Annotated in this window: 9 protein-coding genes; 5 read left to right on the forward strand and 4 right to left on the reverse strand. The window is 53.3% G+C overall.

The window, feature by feature from the left end:
* Window positions 1-131: 131 nt before the first annotated feature.
* The 3 genes from AC6I7T_RS27020 to truA all read right to left on the reverse strand — a co-directional run bounded on the left by AC6I7T_RS27020 (window position 132) and on the right by truA (window position 5,488).
* Window positions 132-2,567, reverse strand: a complete 2,436-nt coding sequence (locus AC6I7T_RS27020; protein ID WP_497790915.1) for an ABC transporter permease — start codon at window positions 2,565-2,567, stop codon at window positions 132-134.
* A 655-nt stretch (window positions 2,568-3,222) separates the two neighbouring features.
* Window positions 3,223-4,479, reverse strand: coding sequence for a M20/M25/M40 family metallo-hydrolase (locus tag AC6I7T_RS27025; protein WP_497790916.1), 1,257 nt, complete (start codon window positions 4,477-4,479; stop codon window positions 3,223-3,225).
* A gap of 208 nt (window positions 4,480-4,687) precedes the next feature.
* Window positions 4,688-5,488: a tRNA pseudouridine(38-40) synthase TruA gene (gene truA / locus AC6I7T_RS27030; RefSeq protein ID WP_497790917.1), complete on the reverse strand. Its 801-nt coding sequence runs from the start codon at window positions 5,486-5,488 to the stop codon at window positions 4,688-4,690.
* A 365-nt stretch (window positions 5,489-5,853) separates the two neighbouring features.
* Between truA and AC6I7T_RS27035 the strand changes: the two genes are divergently transcribed.
* From AC6I7T_RS27035 to AC6I7T_RS27055, 5 genes are all read left to right on the forward strand, one after another.
* Window positions 5,854-8,028 carry a TolC family protein gene (locus AC6I7T_RS27035; RefSeq protein WP_497790918.1) on the forward strand — a complete coding sequence of 725 codons (2,175 nt, stop codon included), beginning with the start codon at window positions 5,854-5,856 and terminating at the stop codon, window positions 8,026-8,028.
* Between the two features lie 306 nt (window positions 8,029-8,334).
* Window positions 8,335-8,952: a TetR/AcrR family transcriptional regulator gene (locus tag AC6I7T_RS27040; RefSeq protein ID WP_497790919.1), complete on the forward strand. Its 618-nt coding sequence runs from the start codon at window positions 8,335-8,337 to the stop codon at window positions 8,950-8,952.
* Between the two features lie 215 nt (window positions 8,953-9,167).
* Entirely contained in the window at window positions 9,168-10,352 is a 1,185-nt protein-coding gene (locus AC6I7T_RS27045) for an efflux RND transporter periplasmic adaptor subunit (RefSeq protein WP_497790920.1), read from the forward strand.
* A 2-nt stretch (window positions 10,353-10,354) separates the two neighbouring features.
* The gene (locus AC6I7T_RS27050) at window positions 10,355-13,519 is read left to right on the forward strand and encodes an efflux RND transporter permease subunit (protein ID WP_497790921.1); all 3,165 of its coding nucleotides are present in this window, start codon (window positions 10,355-10,357) and stop codon (window positions 13,517-13,519) included.
* Entirely contained in the window at window positions 13,516-14,964 is a 1,449-nt protein-coding gene (locus tag AC6I7T_RS27055; protein WP_497790922.1) for an efflux transporter outer membrane subunit, read from the forward strand. The genes AC6I7T_RS27050 and AC6I7T_RS27055 overlap by 4 nt, the downstream gene beginning before the upstream one ends.
* A gap of 827 nt (window positions 14,965-15,791) precedes the next feature.
* Here the strand turns inward: AC6I7T_RS27055 and AC6I7T_RS27060 are convergent.
* Window positions 15,792-17,174, reverse strand: a complete 1,383-nt coding sequence (locus AC6I7T_RS27060; protein ID WP_497790923.1) for a hypothetical protein — start codon at window positions 17,172-17,174, stop codon at window positions 15,792-15,794.
* Window positions 17,175-17,180 lie beyond the last annotated feature (6 nt).

Here is a 17,180-nt window from a genome sequence, read left to right on the forward strand (position 1 = left end):
GTCGTGTGGGCGTCCTCGCCCACACAGGGGATGCAGCGGTGGAATTTGAAACTTCACATTGAAAAGCAATCTTCCCAGGTGGAGGGCCTGGAGACCCTCCACGACAGCCGACGGGGACGTCGGCGGTACACTTATTCCTCGCGCAAAGTTTTTGCGGGATCGATTCTGGCGATTCTCAGTGCCGGTACTGTTGTTGCCAGCATTGTGACGCAGATCAACGTGAGTACAACGAGCAGAATTGTTGCGGCATCGTATACCCCTACTCCGTAGACAACACTCTTCATTACGCGCAGGGTTCCGGTGCAGATGCCGAGCCCTATCAGCACGCCCAATACAGAAGCTTCGGCCCCAGAACTCCCGATCTGGACAATTGCTTTTTCAAGTGTCGAACCGAGTGCCAGCCGGATACCCATCTCCCTGGTTCTTAACGCAACGACATTCGATACCAGGGCAAAGATTCCGATTGTGCTTAACAGAAGTGCCAGTGCCGCCAGGGTGGCGAGGAGTGCTACTTCTACTCTTTGCATCGCCAGCGTCTTGGCTATAACGTCATTCATTGAATAGAAACCGGAGAAGGGAAGATTCGGATCGGTACTGGCAAGTGCATGTTGCATCTGTGCTGTGATTCCTGAAATCGGAGCTGCTGTGCGAACAATCCAACTAGGCTGGAACCAGAGGTGTAACATCGCGAGCATCTGGCCGCTATTTATCTGTGCTGCCGGAATGTAGATGGTCTCCTCATGCGTTAAAGGTGACGTCACCTCATTCAATTGCCCCGCCGAGGAGAGCACCATATCTCCAACGACTCCCACGATCAGCATCTTGTTTAAATGCCGCCCAATGGGATTGGTCCCGTGAAAGAACTTGCGCACGAAGGCTTGATTGACGATGGCGACTGGTTGAGCCTGAGGACCATCCGTGTCGTTGAAACTTCTGCCTGTAAGTACCGGAATCTGTAGGGTAGAGAAGTATCCGGGAGTAACGTAGACCTCATCGGTCATAACCTGATGTCCGGCTTCTTTCCCGTCGCTGAGGGTCACACCGTCGATAAGGGCTCGTTCATAGGGCAGAGTCAATCCGACAGCGGCCTCCTGTACGCCGGGAATTTTTTGCATCGAGGCAAGGCTTTCGTTGAGCATTTTCCGGAAAGCGGCAGGATCTCGATAGCGAACGTCATCGAGCGATACTCTGGCAGTCATTACTCCATTGGAATTGAAGCCTGGAGGAAGGGTTTCAAGATGGATAAGCGTGCGGATAAGGAGTCCTGCGGCTGCCAGGAGGACAACCGTCAGCGCTACTTCGCCGGCGATCAGTGCCTGACGCAGGCGCAGATTTCCACTTCCGATGATTGCGCGGCTACGGATTGAAGAGCGCAGGTCGACTCTTCTTGTTGTCAGTGCTGGGAGCATTCCAAACAAAATGCTCGTCAGGAGCGAGAGTGAGAGTGTAAAGGCGAGAACCCGGTTATCGAGTGGAACGCCCGCAACAGGGAGAAAGTTCTCCGGTAAGAGAAGCAAGAGTCCGCGTAAGGCAAGGAAGCCTATGCCTATTGCGACGGCTCCTCCAAGGAGGGCAAGTAACAGGTTTTCAATCCAAAGTTGTCGTTGGATTTGCCAGCGGGAGGCTCCGAGCGCCATCCGGGTTGCAATTTCGTTTGTACGTTGTGAGGTCCGGACCAAGGTCAATCCGGCAAGATTTGCGCAGGCAATCAGAAGAATGAAGGCTGCGGAAAGCATGAGTGCCAGCACTTCAGGCCCTAGCTTAGCTGTTTCGCCCTTCTGCAAGGGAACCGAATAATAGGTGATCGAGCTGCCGTGCTGCGAATGGAATTGGACATGCTGTGTTTGGGTAAGCAGGCGATTGATTTCAGCATCGGCTTGCTGCCATGTGGTTCCGTCACGCAGTCTGATGAGGATTTCGAAATTCGTTCCTTGTCCTTCGCCTTGGCGGCTTGGCTGGAGTGCGGTGTAGATCTCGGCGTTTTGCGGAGTGGTAGCGCCTTCGGGAAGAACTCCTACGACTGTGTAGGGCTCACCTTTCAAAAGAACAGATTGTCCCAGCACGTTTGGATTTTCGCCAAAGGTCGTGTGCCACAGACCATAGCTGAGAATGGCTGCTTTCGGGCCGTTCGTCCGGTCCTCGTCCGGTGAGAAATTACGTCCTAACAAGGGGTGCAGAGATAGGACCTCGAAGTATTGTGCGGATACACGCGCAGCATGGAGGTACTGAACATGGGAGCCGGTCTGCAGGTTTACTCCCGATGTAATCATGCTGTAAATAGCTGCAGTTAGCGAGGAGGCGTTATCGCGCAGTATCTCCCATTGCTCGCCATCGATATTGACTCGCCCCTCGTAGGGCTCTGTTCCTGTTTCTCGAACAAAAAGTGTGCCTATGCGCTCAGGATGAGGGTAGGGAAGCTTCTTCAGTAGAAGTGCATTGACGATGGAGAAGATAGCGGTATTTGCTCCAATAGAAAGAGCTAGAGTTAAGACGACGGTAAGAACAAAGCCTGGGCTACGCCATAACTGGCGCATGGCAAACCTGAGAGGCTGGACCAATCCCTGCATGGGCGTTTCCTCCACACCGTGCAATAAGAGTTCATACGCAAGAAGGCTTGAGTGAGTTCCTGAGTTATTCGGCTGGGTATGGTTTTGTACCGCCGGTGTCCCCGCCGGCTGCCGTGTGGGCGTCCTCGCCCACACCTAGAGTTAAGACGTGTGGCTCAACTTGAGTCGTGGCATTGTGTCAGGGATGGACTTCAGTCCATCCGCCGCAATTTTGAGGAGTTTGACAGACATTCTCGGTAACAGATGCAGCGTGGAATTGAGAAGGCCGAATAGTTGCAAGGTTCAGTTTGAGAGTATCCTCGACTTGGAAGCAGTGACCCAAACGCGCACACTGGTATAGGTTCAATGCTTTTGTTTTTCCCGTCACATGTGTTACCGAAAATGTCTCCTTTTTCAAAGAAGACTGTTTTCGGCAGGCCTAAAGGCCAGCCCTGACACACAGCAAAAGCCAATTCGCCTCTAAGATTCTGATTTTGTACACGATTTTCGGCTGTCATCGACTAAGAAAATGTAGAAACTCTAGGTGTGGGCGTCCTCGCCCACACAGGGGATGCAGCGTTGGAAGGAAATTGCGTATTAATACCAATCTTCCCAGGTGGAGGGCCTGGAGACCCTCCACGACAGCCGGCCTGGAGTCCGGCGGTACAAGGTACTGTTAGGGAAGTTTTGATGCGTGCTCTAACATCGCCAAGACGAGCAGTAAGATGCGGCGAAGGCCTGTTTCTCGATTTACTCCGCTGTACCATTCGGCGCGGGTGTGGGCTCCGCCGCCGTCGCCTCCGGCTCCCATACTCAGAGACATAATTCCCTTCGATAGCGGGATGTTGGCGTCGGTTGAGCCTACCCTGGTGCCGGTTTTGATATCCATGTGACGGTCGACTGCGCGCAGGGCTTCCATAATTGTCGAATCGGAGGCTAATCTCGCTGCCGGGCGGTCACCTATCTTCTCTATGTTGAATGTCAGCTTGCCTCGCGATTTGCGGGGAGCGAGCTTGTTGGCTTCAAGTACAGCGTCTTCTACTGCGCGAAACAGCTCAACTTCAAGACGGACGAGCTGTTCAGCATCTGTAGAACGGAGGTCGATTCGTGCCGAGACCTGTTCCGGAATGGCGTTGACCGAGGTCCCGCCTTCAATGGTTCCGGCATTAATTGTCGTTCGCGGTTCCTCGGGCAGGGGAACCTTATAAAGACTGGCAATGGCGGCGCTGAGTGCTGCGATGGGGTTCGGCGTCCCGGCATCGGTGAAGGAATGGCCTCCCGGGCCGTTGACCTGGACCAGGAACCGACGGCTCCCCAGAGCATGGGTTACGACCGTCTCGTGTCCGGCTCCATCGAGAACAACGTTAGCTACAATCCGATCTTTGAGTGGCGATTCATAAATGTGGCGTATGCCGCGAAGGTCGCCTTCGCCTTCTTCTCCTACATTTGCAACAAAGATCAGATCGGCAGGGACTTCGTAGCCTACATGCAGCAGGGCCGAGGCCAGGGCAAAGAGAGCAACCACTCCGGCGGCATTGTCGCAGGCTCCGGGAGCTTCGAGGCGATGTCCCTTTAATTTCGGATTGATCGGGGTGCTCGCCGGAAAGACCGTATCGATATGTGCCGAGAGAAGGACGCAAGGCCGTACTGCCTCCGTTACTGCTGCCTTTGCCGCAGAGGGATAGATGGCCAGCACGTTGTCGAGACTGTCGGTCGTAATCTGGCTGAGGCCGATGGAACGGAAGCATTCGACCACCCACTTGGCCCGCTCCTTTTCTCCAAAGGGAGGCGCCGGGATGGCCACCATATCCGCCTGCCACTGCATGATCTGTTTCTCATTCAGGTGCAACCAGCGAAAGGCCTCGTGAACGCTGCGCTGCGACGCTAGACGGCTGATGAGTGCATGAGCTGGATTGGCGGATTCTTTCGACATTGCTCCCTTGAGACTATACCGATTCCGGGTGCTTCTTCTAGAGCGGAATCAGGGTTACTGCGTTCGATCCGGCAAGGGTTAAGTACAGCTTTCTCGACGGGAAAGCTGCGCAGTCCTCTATGGCTTGCGGATACATCTACCCTGATTCCGCTCCACCTCCGAATGGGTATCCCTTGCGGTTACTCTGGCCCTAACTTAAAGGAGCACATTAAGGTTGGTAATCGACTGAGACCAGAAATAATCCTCGCGCCGGGGCTGTTGGACCGGCTTGGGTCCGGCATTTTGCGTTCAGGATTCCGGGAATATCGTCCGGAGCGAATTGCCCTCTCCCCACGGCGAGGAAGGTCCCTACCAGATTGCGAACCATGTGGTGCAGGAAGCCCGTGCCGTGGACGCGATAAATAAAGAGATCGCCTTCCTTGACCCATTGCGATGCGAAGACCGTCCGGATATTGCTGATGGGCTCGTCCTGCTGACGCTGGGTGAGGTCCGGATCGCTGGCGGCAAAGGAGGTAAAGTCATGCTCGCCGACAACCTTTGCTGCCGCATCCTGCATCGCGGCAAAGTCCAACGGCCAATTCAAGGAGTAGACATACCGGGAGAGGAAGGGTGGGCAGATTTCTCCGCGAAAGATGCGGTACTCGTATTTTTTGCCACAGGCGCTGTGCCGGGCATGGAAGCCGTCTGGCATTACCTCCGCCGAGAGGATGCGGATTGTCGCGGGCAATGTCCGGTTCAGGGCTCGTAAAAAATTCGATGGAGGAATCGGAGCCGTTAACGGGAAGGATGCCACTTGACCGAGGGCGTGAACCCCGGCATCGGTTCGGCCCGAGCCTTGCGGCAAGATCCGCTCGCCGGTGATTCGCTCGATAGCCTGCTGCAGCTCGCCTTGGATGGTGATGAGGTCAGGCTGCACCTGCCAACCTTTGAAGTCGGTGCCGTCATAGCACAGCACCAGCTTCCATTGTCTGGCATGGGCGGAAAGGTTGGACTCGGGATTTTCGTTCATCACACTTCTTCGTTTAAGTCTACTCAAAGAATTTCGCAATTTTTTGCGAAGTTGGGGATATAGCGATGCCTGGTATGTCCGATTCTTAGCCAACCGCCCTGTTGCGATATACTCAACCTTCTTGCAGATGTGTCTTTGCAATGATGCGCTGATGCGATTTTTGTGGAACCAGGCTCAGCCATATTGCGTATGAAAAGAACATGTAAGCGAGGCAGGAATTGGGTGGTGAATTTTTCCGAAGTATGGGAACCGCCCATTCACAGATTCTTGTAATAAGGTCGTTTACGTAAATTTTTCGAGTCGAATGATGCTCCTGGAGCGTCTGTGAATTGGCATTCCATGCCCATAACAGATGGAGAGGGCGAATGGTTTTTTCGCGTAAACCGGTAGGAAAGACGAGGCAGTGTGTGACTAACGGCAGTCGAACAGATTCCATGAAGAAATTAAAGGCCGCAGCCGCGGCTGCATTGATGCTTGTGGCAGGGATGCCTGGACCAGCCATAGCGCAGCAGACGACACCACCGGCAGCGGTGAAGGATTTACCCTCGGCCCCGAATCCGAACTACACAAGCCCGCTCTATATGAGGCAAAGTTTGCGGGATTTCAGTAAGCCGCGGAACTTTTATAGCAAGCAACCTCTTAGCCCCTGGCAGGCGACCTCTGTGGATAAGGTGAATTTTATGAATTCACCTCGCATGGGTGATCTGATCAAGAACGGGAAGATCTATCTGAGCTTGAACGATGCCATTGCCATCGGTCTTGAGAATAACTTCGATATCGCCATTGCCCGCTATTACCTGGATATCGCAGACACAGACATTTTGCGAGCCAAGGCCGGAAGCTCATTATTCGGTGTAAGTACTGGTTTGATTACCAATACTCTTGGCGGTGCCAGTCAGACACTTACCTCAGGTGGCGGACCGGGTGGAACCTCGGGTGGTTCGGGTGGCGCGGCATCCGGTGCTTCCGGACTTACTCTTTCGACAAATGGTCAAGGACCTGCGCCGGAAAATCTGGACCCTGTATTAACCGGGAGTCTGCAATTGGAGCGTGCCCGTACTCCGCAGACTACGAACTTTTATACCGGTTCGTATTCCATGAGCCAGAATACTGACACCTATAATTTTGGTTATAGCCAGGGATTTCTGACTGGTACAAGAGCGGACGTTTCATTCAATAACAGCCGTACGACGAATAATCAGGTTTTGAACCTATATAGTCCTTATCTGAACTCATCCATTAAGGTTCAGTTAACGCAGCACTTGTTGCAAGGTTTCGGGACTTCCGTCAATGGACGATTCATCGTTCAGGCTATTAATGATCGCAGAATTGCAGATGCATCTTTCCGTCAGCAGGTCCTCTACACGGTGAACCAGATCGAGAATATCTACTGGGCTCTGGTAAGTGGTTATGAGGATGTGCAGTCGAAAGAACGAGCCCTCGAACAGTCGAAGCAGCTCGCAGCTGACAATCGTAAGCAGTTGGAGATTGGAACCCTAGCTCCTCTTGATGTGGTTAACTCGGATAGCCAGGTTGCTAGCGATCAGAATGCGTTGACATCCTCGCAGACAAATTTGGAGTATCAGCAATTGCTGATGAAGCAGGCTATTGCCCGCAACCTGAACGATGTTGCTCTGACTCAGGCTCCGGTGATTCCTACTGATCGTATTAGCCTGGAGGAAACCTCCGAAGAGAAGACTCCTGTCGATGAGTTAGTGCAGAAGGCTTACGAGAACCGTCCTGACGTTGAGCAGAGCATTCTCAACCTCAAGAATAATGAGATTACGCTGAAGGCTGTAAAGAATGGTTTGTTGCCAACAGTCGATCTCTATGCTTCCTACAGCGGTTCAGCGTTGGGTGGTGCTCAGAGTCCTTATTGCCGGACCAGTATCTTGAGTACAACCCCTTGCCCTCCAGGAACGGTTCCTGCCATTGGATACGGGTCGGTTTTGGAGAACACCTTCAATAACAGCAACCCGGATAAAGCTGTCGGCCTGAATATCAACATCCCATTGCGAAATCGTCCGGCTCAAGCGCTGCAATCTCGTGCGTTGCTTGAGTATCGCCAGTCGCAGATGCGGTTACAGCAGGTCTATACGCAGATTCGCATGCTTGTGCTTAACCAGCAGTTTGCGTTGACCAATGATCGTGCTCAGGTGAAGGCTGCTCAGGCAGCTCGTGAATATGCGTCTCAGAGTCTAGAATCCGAGCGGAAGAAGTATCGGCTTGGTGCCTCGACCACAGCGAATGTTCTGCAGCAACAGCGTAATCTGGCCACGGCTGAGAACAATGTGATTTCGGCTGAGGCAGCATATGCAAAGGATCGCGCTGCCATGTTCCAGATCCTGGCGAATACCTTCGATCACTACGGCATTAGCCTCGGTGATGCGGTATCCGGCAAGGTTTCTCAGGCTCCTAAGATTCCTGGTTTGCAGGCCGCTCCGGCAAATCAGCCTGAGCCTACGCTGCCCGCTCAGCAGGAGCAGTTGCAGCAGCAGCGTCAGCAGCAAAATCCGCCACCTCCGACTCAACCGCAGTAGTAACTAGGGAAGGCGAGAAATACAGAAATGCCCGGCTTTGGCCGGGCATTTCTTTTGCAGTCTCAACATTTGCAAGCAGCAAGCGAGGAAGAAGGAATCGGCGCAGGCAGGTGGCGGTCGGAAACCGCCACCTGCATTTCAATACGGTCCGGCCAAAGTCGAATAATTCTCCAAATTTCCTTCTATTTTTGAATCTTCTGACGTACTCTGAAAATCAAACATCTGTTTGAAACAACAATTTCATACAAGTGTTTGAAATCGAGACACTGAAAGGAAATTGACCAAACCTCATATATGGCACTGTCTGTGAAAAGCGACGAAACCCGCCGAAAGATCATCGATGCCGCTGGCAAGATCTTTGCCGAGGTGGGCTATGAGACCGCTACGGTGAGGCAGATCACCGAAAGCGCAGGCGTAAATGTTAGTGCTATCAACTATCACTTCGGCGATAAGAGCACTCTTTATCGCGAGGTGCTGACCTATGGCATGACAGAGATGTACGAAAAGCTGGCGCGGAACTGCAGTTCCGGTGCTCCGAAAGATCGTCTGCGCGGCTATGTCGAAGTGATGATGCGGGACACCTCACATGAGGACCGTCCCTGGCAGCACGTCATCATCACTAGGGAAATGTTCGAGCAGAGTCGAACCTCACTGGTTCCCGACCTGCTTGTTGAGCTGATTCGGCCCAGTCACGTCATGCTCGTTTCGATTGTTCGCGATCTTCTCGGCCCGGAGGCATCTTCCGAGAAGGTTGAAATAGCCGCTCAGATTGTCATCGGGATTTTGATTCATTGGACGCTTGGCAAAGACTTCTCGCGTCGGATGGCGCCCGAACTAACCTTCAGCGATGAACAAATAGACAGGATCGTCGAGCAGGTGTATCGGTTCGTGCTCGGCGGCTTTGATGGACTGAATCAGAAATAGAAATCCAGAGATGGTAGATCGTGTAAGTAAACACAACCGAGGATGCTCCATTCTGAGAAACGCCAAAGAGTGTGACAAAGAGTGGGTGGCAACGGTCTCTCCGGAACAAAATGTTTCGGCAGATCCGGCACTTGGTTCTGGCTAATAGACAAATATCGGACTTTAACACTGACTGAATTACTGATTGATTTTTCTTTAAGGCTCGAAAGGTAAATATGAATAGCGTTTCGCGACGGACTCCCGTATCGGCGGGACTATGCACCACTCTTGCGTTTTTTTCCCTGGCCGGGGTTCTTGCCCTGACTTCGGGATGTAAGCAGAATCATGCTTCTTCGGCAAAGATGCCTCCTCTGCAGGTTGGCGTCGTAACTGCCGAGCAGCGGGACGTCCCAATCTATGGAGACTGGATTGGTAATCTTGACGGTTACGTAAATGCTCAGATCCAGCCTCAGGTTTCCGGATACCTCATCCGGCAGAACTACCGTGAAGGTCAGGAAGTTAAGAAGGGACAGGTCTTATACGAGATCGATCCCCGGCCTTTCCAGGCAACGCTCGATCAGGCCATCGGCCAGCTCGGACAAGCCAAAGCTCAGCTGATGCTCAGCCAGATTAATGTAAAGCGCGATACTCCTCTTGTAGAAGCTCATGCGCTCGCCAAGAGCCAGTTGGATAACGATACGCAGCAGGTTGCCCAGTATGAAGCCCTGGTAAAGACCGATCAGGCTGCCGTCGATAGTGCCCGCCTGAATCTCGGCTGGACGAAGGTTCGCTCTCTAGTCGATGGCGTGGCCGGAGTTGCCGTAACTCAGATCGGCAACCTGGTAAACACGTCGACCGTTCTAACCACCGTTTCTCAAGTGAATCCTATCAAGGCTTACTTCTCCATCAGTGAGCAGGAATACCTTGCAATGAATCAATCGGCAAAAGAGAAGGGTGCAAGCGACCTGCTACGCAGCGGTAGCAAGATCCCGCTCGAATTGACTCTCTCGAATGGAGAGAAATATCCCCTCAAGGGCACGATCATCTTTGTGGATCGTCAGGTCGATAACCAGACGGGCACAATTAAGATTGCCGCATCCTTTGCCAATCCCGGAAACCTCCTGCGTCCTGGACAGTTCGCGCATGTCAGTGCCTTGACGGGCACCAAGCAAAACGCAGTGATTGTTCCGCAACGTGCTGTGCTGGACCTGCAAGGGCAGCATCAGATTGCCGTTCTTGGTCCGAACAACATGGTTCAGATTCGCAAGGTTACTGCCGGCAAGCAGGTCGGGCAGGAGTGGATCATCGAGAGTGGATTGAATCCGGGAGAGAAGGTTATCACCGAGGGCAACGGCAAGGTTCGTGACGGAATGCCGGTCAATCCTGTGGCCGACGCCGCCACTAAGGAAGGGAATAAGTAACCATGTCGAAGTTCTTTATTCGCCGGCCCATTGTGGCTATGGTGATCTCCATTGTTATGGTGATTGTCGGCGTGGTTTCGTTGCTTAGCCTGCCGACGGCACAGTATCCGGATATCGTTCCTCCGGAAATTCAGGTGAGGGCCTCTTATGCCGGTGCCGATGCAACTACGCTCGAACAATCGGTAGCGACTCCTATTGAGCAGCAGATGAGCGGCGTGGATTACATGAACTACATGTACTCCACGAACTCGAATACCGGGAATACGAGTTTAACGGTCAACTTTAAAGTAGGAACGGAACCGAATACCGACCAGATTCTCACTCAGTTGCGAGTTTCTCAGGCACAGGCACAGTTACCTGCTCAGGTGACCAATGCCGGTGTGACGGTGCAGAAGGCTCTCTCTTCACCGCTGATGCTCATCTCGCTTACTTCGCCAAAGGGTACTTATGACAGCACCTTCCTGGCTAACTATGCGTACATTAACTTAGTCGATCAGCTTTCCCGTGTAGAAGGAATTGGGCGTGTACAGATTCTTGGCGCCGGTCAGTACGCAATGCGTGTTTGGGTAAAGCCCGAACAGTTGGCCAAGCTCGGGATTACCGTTCCACAGATTACTGCCGCAATCCAGACCCAGAACACGGTAAATCCTGCCGGACAGATCGGCGGAGATCCTGTTCCGAATGGTCAGGAGTACACCTACACCGTTCGTACGCAAGGCCGGCTTGTTACCGAAGAAGACTTTGGAAACATTGTTCTTCGTGCCAGCCCGGATGGAGCGATTGTGCGCCTTAAGGATGTGGCGCGCATTGAGCTTGGGGCTCAGACCTATAGCATCGTAAGCCGTAGTAATGGTCAGCCCTCTGCACTGATTGCTCTCTACCAATTGCCTGGTTCGAATGCTGTGCAGGCCGTTAAGAATGCCCGCGCAGAGATGACGAAGCTATCGAGCCGGTTTCCTTCGGATTTGAGCTATGTAGTCGCGTTGGATACGACTAAGGCCGTAAACGCCGGCATTCACGAGATCGTCGAAACTCTTATCATCGCTCTCGTGCTGGTCATCATCGTCGTCTATATCTTCCTCCAAGGCTGGCGGGCAACATTAATTCCGTTGCTGGCTGTGCCTGTTTCGTTGATCGGTACCTTTGCCATCTTCCCGGCACTGGGCTTCAGTATTAATACGCTGTCGCTCTTCGGCTTGGTGCTGGCAATTGGCTTGGTCGTCGACGATGCCATCGTGGTGGTCGAAGCTGTCGAGCATCACATGGATGAAGGTATGACGGCTCGCGAGGCTTCCTATCAGGCGATGGAAGAGGTCTCGGGACCGGTTATCGCTACGGCCCTGATTCTGGCTGCCGTCTTTATTCCGACTGCCTTTGTCTCCGGCATTACGGGCAGACTGTACCAGCAATTTGCAATTACCATCGCCATCTCGGTTTTGATCTCCGCCTTCAACGCGCTGACGCTTAGTCCTGCATTGTGCGCATTACTGTTACGGAGAAAGCAAAGCTCCAACAGCCCTCTGGCGCATTTCTTTCACGGCTTCAACCGGCTCTTTACCAAGAGCGCGGAAGGTTATATCAGTGCCTCTTCCGTGCTGATTCGCAAATCTGTAATTGCCATTGTGTTTCTGGTAGTTGCCGGTGTAGTGGCCTTTGGCGTTGGGAAACGGCTACCAAGCTCCTTCCTGCCGGAAGAAGATCAGGGATACATGATGGTCAGCCTGCAGCTTCCCGAGGCCTCGTCCTTGCAGCGGACCTCCGAAGCAGCGCGTCAGGTCGAGAAGGCACTGATGAGTGTTCCCGGGGTTGAAAATGTGAACTCGGCTGTAGGCTTCAACCTGATTACTGCTACCCAAACCTCTTATAACTCCTTCTTCTTTGTCACTCTAAAGGATTGGGATCAGCGCAAGGGTAAGGATGAGCAGTTCGACACTATCAAGAGAGCTTTGGCACAACGTCTAGGCGGTGTGCGAAATGGTTTAGCCTTCTCGTTTGCTCCTCCGGCCATTCCCGGTGTTGGTACTTCGGGAGGTGTGACGTTCATCCTGGAGGATCGTTCGGGTAGTGGCGATGGGGAGTACCTCGCCAGCAATCTCGATAAGTTCATCGGTGCGGTTCGACGCCGTCCTGAAATTGCGATGGCGATCAGTACCGCCTTACCACATGTTCCGCAGATCTATGTCGATGTCGATCGGGCAAAGGTTATGCAACAGGGGGTCAGCCTGTCGGATGTCAATCAGACGATGCAGACCTTCATGGGCGGATACCTGGTGAACTACTTCAACCGTTTCGGCCGTCAGTGGCAAACCTATGTGGAAGCAGAAGGGGATTCCCGCACAAACATAAATAACATCGGCAACTTCTATGTTCAGAATGCTGCGGGCAATCGTGTGCCACTTAGCGCTTTGACTAACATCAAGACCATTACCGGGCCGGAATTTACACTGCGTTACAACGAGTATCGTGCGGCGCAGATCATGATTACCGGCGCTCCCGGTTATAGTTCGGGGCAGGTGATGGATGCACTCGAAGATGTCTACCATCAGACGATGCCCTCCGACATGGGCTTCGACTACATGGGCATGTCTTATCAGGAAAAGGAAGCGGCTAAGGGTACGTCGGCAGCAATGACCTTTGCCTTCTCGCTGCTCTTCGTCTTCCTGATTCTTGCCGCACAATACGAGAGCTGGTCTTTGCCTCTGAGCGTTCTGTTGGGAACTCCAATTGCCATCATGGGTGCATTCATCGCTCTATGGGCGCGCAATCTGGAGAACAATACCTACGCACAGATCGGCTTGGTCATGCTTATCGGTCTGGCTGCGAAGAATGCCATTCTCATCGTCGAGTTCGCTAAAGCGCGTTTCGATAAGGGAACTCCGCTGGTAGAAGCAGCACTTGTAGGCGCTCGTTTGAGATTGCGTCCGATTCTGATGACGGCCTTTGCCTTCATCCTGGGTTGTGTGCCTTTGTGGATTGCAACTGGATCGGGTGCTCAGGCGCGGCGAACGATGGGAACTGTCTGTATCGGTGGCATGTTAGCTGCATCGTTGATTGAGATCTTCGTAATTCCTGTCCTCTTCGTCCTGGTGGAACGCTTTGCTCACCGTTTCAAGAAGCAACACAAAGAATCTTCGACCGAGCTTGTAGTTTCAGGAGGTGCAGAATGATCGAACAGTTAAAGAATAGAAACCTCCGTATTGCGACGGCTCTGGTAATTAGTTTGGGAATCTCGGCCTGCCGGGTGGGTCCTAACTATAAGCGTCCTGCCGTTCCAGCTCCACCTGCTTTTCGCGGAGCGGAGAACGTCGAGGCAAAGGCGGCGGATACCGGCGATGCCGCAACGAAAGCTGCATCTACAGTTTCGCTCGGCGACCAGAAGTGGTGGGATGTCTTCGGTGATCCTCAGCTCCAGGAGCTGATTCGCAAGGCCGTTAAGCAGAACTATGACGTCCGTCTTGCGGCGGAGCGGATCGTGCAGGCTCAAGCGCAGTTGGGTGTTACGCGTGCCGATCAGTATCCGGAGCTCGATGGAACAGCATCGATTACCAGCCAGCGTTATTCCAAGGCAGTCTATGGTTCGGAACGGATGGTCAACAGCGGCAAGCTGGGACTCTCTGCCGCGTGGAACCTGGACTTCTGGGGCAAGTACAGCCGGGCTACAGAAGCCGCGCGTGCTTCCTTGCTTTCAAGCGAGTGGGCACAGCGGGCGGTGCTGAACACCGTAGTAATGAACGTGGCTAGCGGATACTTCCAGCTGCGTACGCTCGACCTTCAGTTACAGATTGCCAAAGATACCCTGGAGTCGCGCAAGCAGTCCTTGAAGTTGACTCAGAAGCTTGAGTCCGGTGGCTCGACGACGATGCTCGATGTTCGTCAGGCTGAGCAGCTGGTCTTTACCACGCAGGCGCAGATACCGGATCTCGAACGTCAGATTGAGCAAGAGGAGAACTCGCTGGCAACGCTGCTGGGGGATAATCCTCACTCGATCCCTCGTGGCGTGGCTATCGATAAGCAAGCCTATCTGCCCACGGTGCCGGTTGGTATTCCATCGCAGTTGTTGGAGCGCCGTCCGGATATCCAGGAAGCCGAGCAGAACATGATAGCGGCAAATGCTGAGATCGGTGTTGCCCGAGCGGCCTACTTTCCGCAGATTTCATTGACGGGGTCGGCTTCGACAGAGTCGAATGCACTTTCGCGACTCTTCGACGGACCTAATTCGGCTTGGAATTATGGTCCTTCGTTGTCGGTTCCGATCTTCAACATGGGCAGGACTAAGAACAATGTGAAGCTGGCAGAATCGCAAGAGCGGCAGATGGTGCTTACCTATCAGCAGACGATTGCGAATGCCTTCCGCGATGTTTCGAATTCGCTGGTGGCCTATGGGAAGTATCACGAGTATCGGTTGCAGCAGGAGCAGTTAGCTGCTGCTGCAAAGGACGCGGCACGTTTGTCTCAGCTTCGTTATGAGGGTGGGCAATCTTCGTATCTGGAAGTCCTGACGAATGAAACTAATCGCCTTTCGGCAGAGCTGACGTTAGCAACAGCTCGCCAGAACGAGTTACTTGCCCTTGTCCAGCTGTATAACACCTTAGGTGGCGGTTGGCAGCAGTAAGTAAAGTAGTACCTTTCGTAGTTCCTTGAATTGTTGTGTTTGATGGCCCGGCTCAGTCCGGGCCTTTTTTCGTAGACCACATATAAGGTACCGCCGGACTCCAGGCCCTCCACCGAGGAAAGCAGGCGTTTCAATAAGCAGCCGTAAAGTCACATATATTGCCATGTGTGGGTGAAGACGCCCTGGACAATAGCCACAAAGGTAACGGGCATGTGGAGTTGCCAATTAGGTGTGAAGCATTACAGCCCGGTAACAGAGCAATATCCTCCCGGAGGGAGCGCACGAAAATAGCCCCGTGTGGAGCGTAGCGGAACGCGGGGTTAGTAATCCCATTCACTTTATCCGCCCCGGCAGGGGCGGAACGAAGCATAATCCTCTTATTCAAGATTTGTGGAGGATTTCATACCGCGACTATACGAGGCGGCGGGATTTTTGGGTTGAGCTAACCCGGCGCCAGGAACAGTAATGGCCATTTGCAAGCAGCAAACGATGAAGAAATCAGCGCAGGGAGGTGGCGGCTAGAACCCGCCACCACAGCCGGTTCTCCACCCCAACACGCGAAAATCGCGCGTGCCGGGGACCCCGGTTCGGAGACCGGCGTTACATGAGAGATGCTTTACCCTTTTTCTTCATGTCTCACGCAAGCGTCTGCGGTTTCGAATGCTAACTTCGCCTAAGTGGGGATGTACAGCACCATAGAAGTAGTCTTCATCGGCCTTTGTTGGTTGTTGTTCGTGCCATCACCGCGCATTCTATCAAGCTACGGCGGATGCACCGGATGGTATCGTCGGTCTCCGAACCGGGGTCCCCGGCGGTACCTTATACAGCTACTTTCCGTAGACTCGCTTGGCGATTACGACCGGAGCTACGGCATTTCCACCGAAGACTTTTGTGCGGATCAATAGCTCGAAGGAGGGAATCGATCCGTCTTTTCTGGCGATGTTGGAGAGGAATGCCGAGAATTGCTGATCGTTGAAAACAAAGTTTCCCGCCGACTCGGTTCCTGACATCCAAAGCCCGCTCAGAATTAGGATCTTTCCTTGTCCTCCGGCTGTGGGCAGATATGCTGCTAATCCATAGACCGCTGTAGCACCACTGCCTTCATCGTCCGCCGAAGGCGAGTAGATATGCTTTTCTCCAGGTTCGGGATTACGATTGAGGAAGTAGAACTTCCCTTCGTTATCCCTACGCAATGGAAAATTCATTGCAGGCTCATAGAGCCCCACCCAGGGATTCGCCTGTCTCGATCCCACCAGGATCAAATTAGACTTCTCCACCTGATCCGAGCGCAGGTCCCTGGCGAAGATCACCTCATCGCTATTGTTATTCCACTGTGGTAAATGCGAAAGCTTCGTAATCAGTTGTAGATCGATGATTGAGGTATAACGCCGTCCTCCGAGATTCTGCAGGATTTCAGGACTGACTTTGACGGCGGAGGCAGAGCCGGAATTCTGAAGATACGATCCGTTGAGGTACTGTGGCAGCGAAACTTCATTCCGGGTATAGGTCTCGTAGAGTACGAGTCCACTATCGCCGGTTACAAGCAGCGTGCGCCGGTTGTTGGGAAAGAGGCTCTCCCAGAATCTTCGTTCAACGGCGGTTTGCGTGTTTTGTGGTTCGTCCTTTCCACTGCGCAGCAACGCATCCTGATGCAGGTGCCAGATTGCCATGGCCAGGAGCAGGGCAAAGAGTAGCCCCGTAGCAAAGGGAAGCAGCCAAGGTTTCTTTGCTGCCTCCTGATGGGAAGACGGCACGGGAGCAGGATCTTCTGTCGCTGCGGGTTCAGGTTCTCCCGGAGGGATTGTTGTTGCCGGATGTTCTACCTCAGAAGACGGCTGTGAGGCAGCGTAGAAATGCGGCAGGTATCCTCCGCGTGGAATCTCCAGGAGTAACGGCTCTTTTGCGCCCTCAGTGCTGAAGTACAGTTCAAGACGTTGACGCAGCCGTGTGGCATGTGAGCGGACGATGCTATCGGTTGCGGGATCGTAATTTGGACTGCGACGAAAGACGGCGACACCAATCTTCTGCTCATTTAATTCGTCGCTTCTCTGCGCCAGATACATGCGACAGATGTATAGCAACAATCTCGGCAGCCGCTCCGAGCGTGACAGAACAGAAGAGCGCGCAATGCGCTTGGCCAGCAGCCAGCGAGGATCTTGTTCCTTAAGCGGTTTGCCGGTATCAGTCGGCGTAGGGATCTCGACGGCCATAACACT

This window comes from Humiphilus diazotrophicus, from assembly GCF_059726315.1.

What these genes read in the sequence shown, in the direction of transcription:
- truA (WP_497790917.1), bottom strand. Translation starts at nt 5,488, where the DNA reads ATGAACGAAAATCCCGAGTCCAACCTTTCCGCCCATGCCAGACAATGG.
- AC6I7T_RS27020 (WP_497790915.1), bottom strand. Translation starts at nt 2,567, where the DNA reads ATGCAGGGATTGGTCCAGCCTCTCAGGTTTGCCATGCGCCAGTTATGG.
- AC6I7T_RS27035 (WP_497790918.1), top strand. Translation starts at nt 5,854, where the DNA reads ATGGTTTTTTCGCGTAAACCGGTAGGAAAGACGAGGCAGTGTGTGACT.
- AC6I7T_RS27025 (WP_497790916.1), bottom strand. Translation starts at nt 4,479, where the DNA reads ATGTCGAAAGAATCCGCCAATCCAGCTCATGCACTCATCAGCCGTCTA.
- AC6I7T_RS27050 (WP_497790921.1), top strand. Translation starts at nt 10,355, where the DNA reads ATGTCGAAGTTCTTTATTCGCCGGCCCATTGTGGCTATGGTGATCTCC.
- AC6I7T_RS27045 (WP_497790920.1), top strand. Translation starts at nt 9,168, where the DNA reads ATGAATAGCGTTTCGCGACGGACTCCCGTATCGGCGGGACTATGCACC.
- AC6I7T_RS27055 (WP_497790922.1), top strand. Translation starts at nt 13,516, where the DNA reads ATGATCGAACAGTTAAAGAATAGAAACCTCCGTATTGCGACGGCTCTG.
- AC6I7T_RS27060 (WP_497790923.1), bottom strand. Translation starts at nt 17,174, where the DNA reads ATGGCCGTCGAGATCCCTACGCCGACTGATACCGGCAAACCGCTTAAG.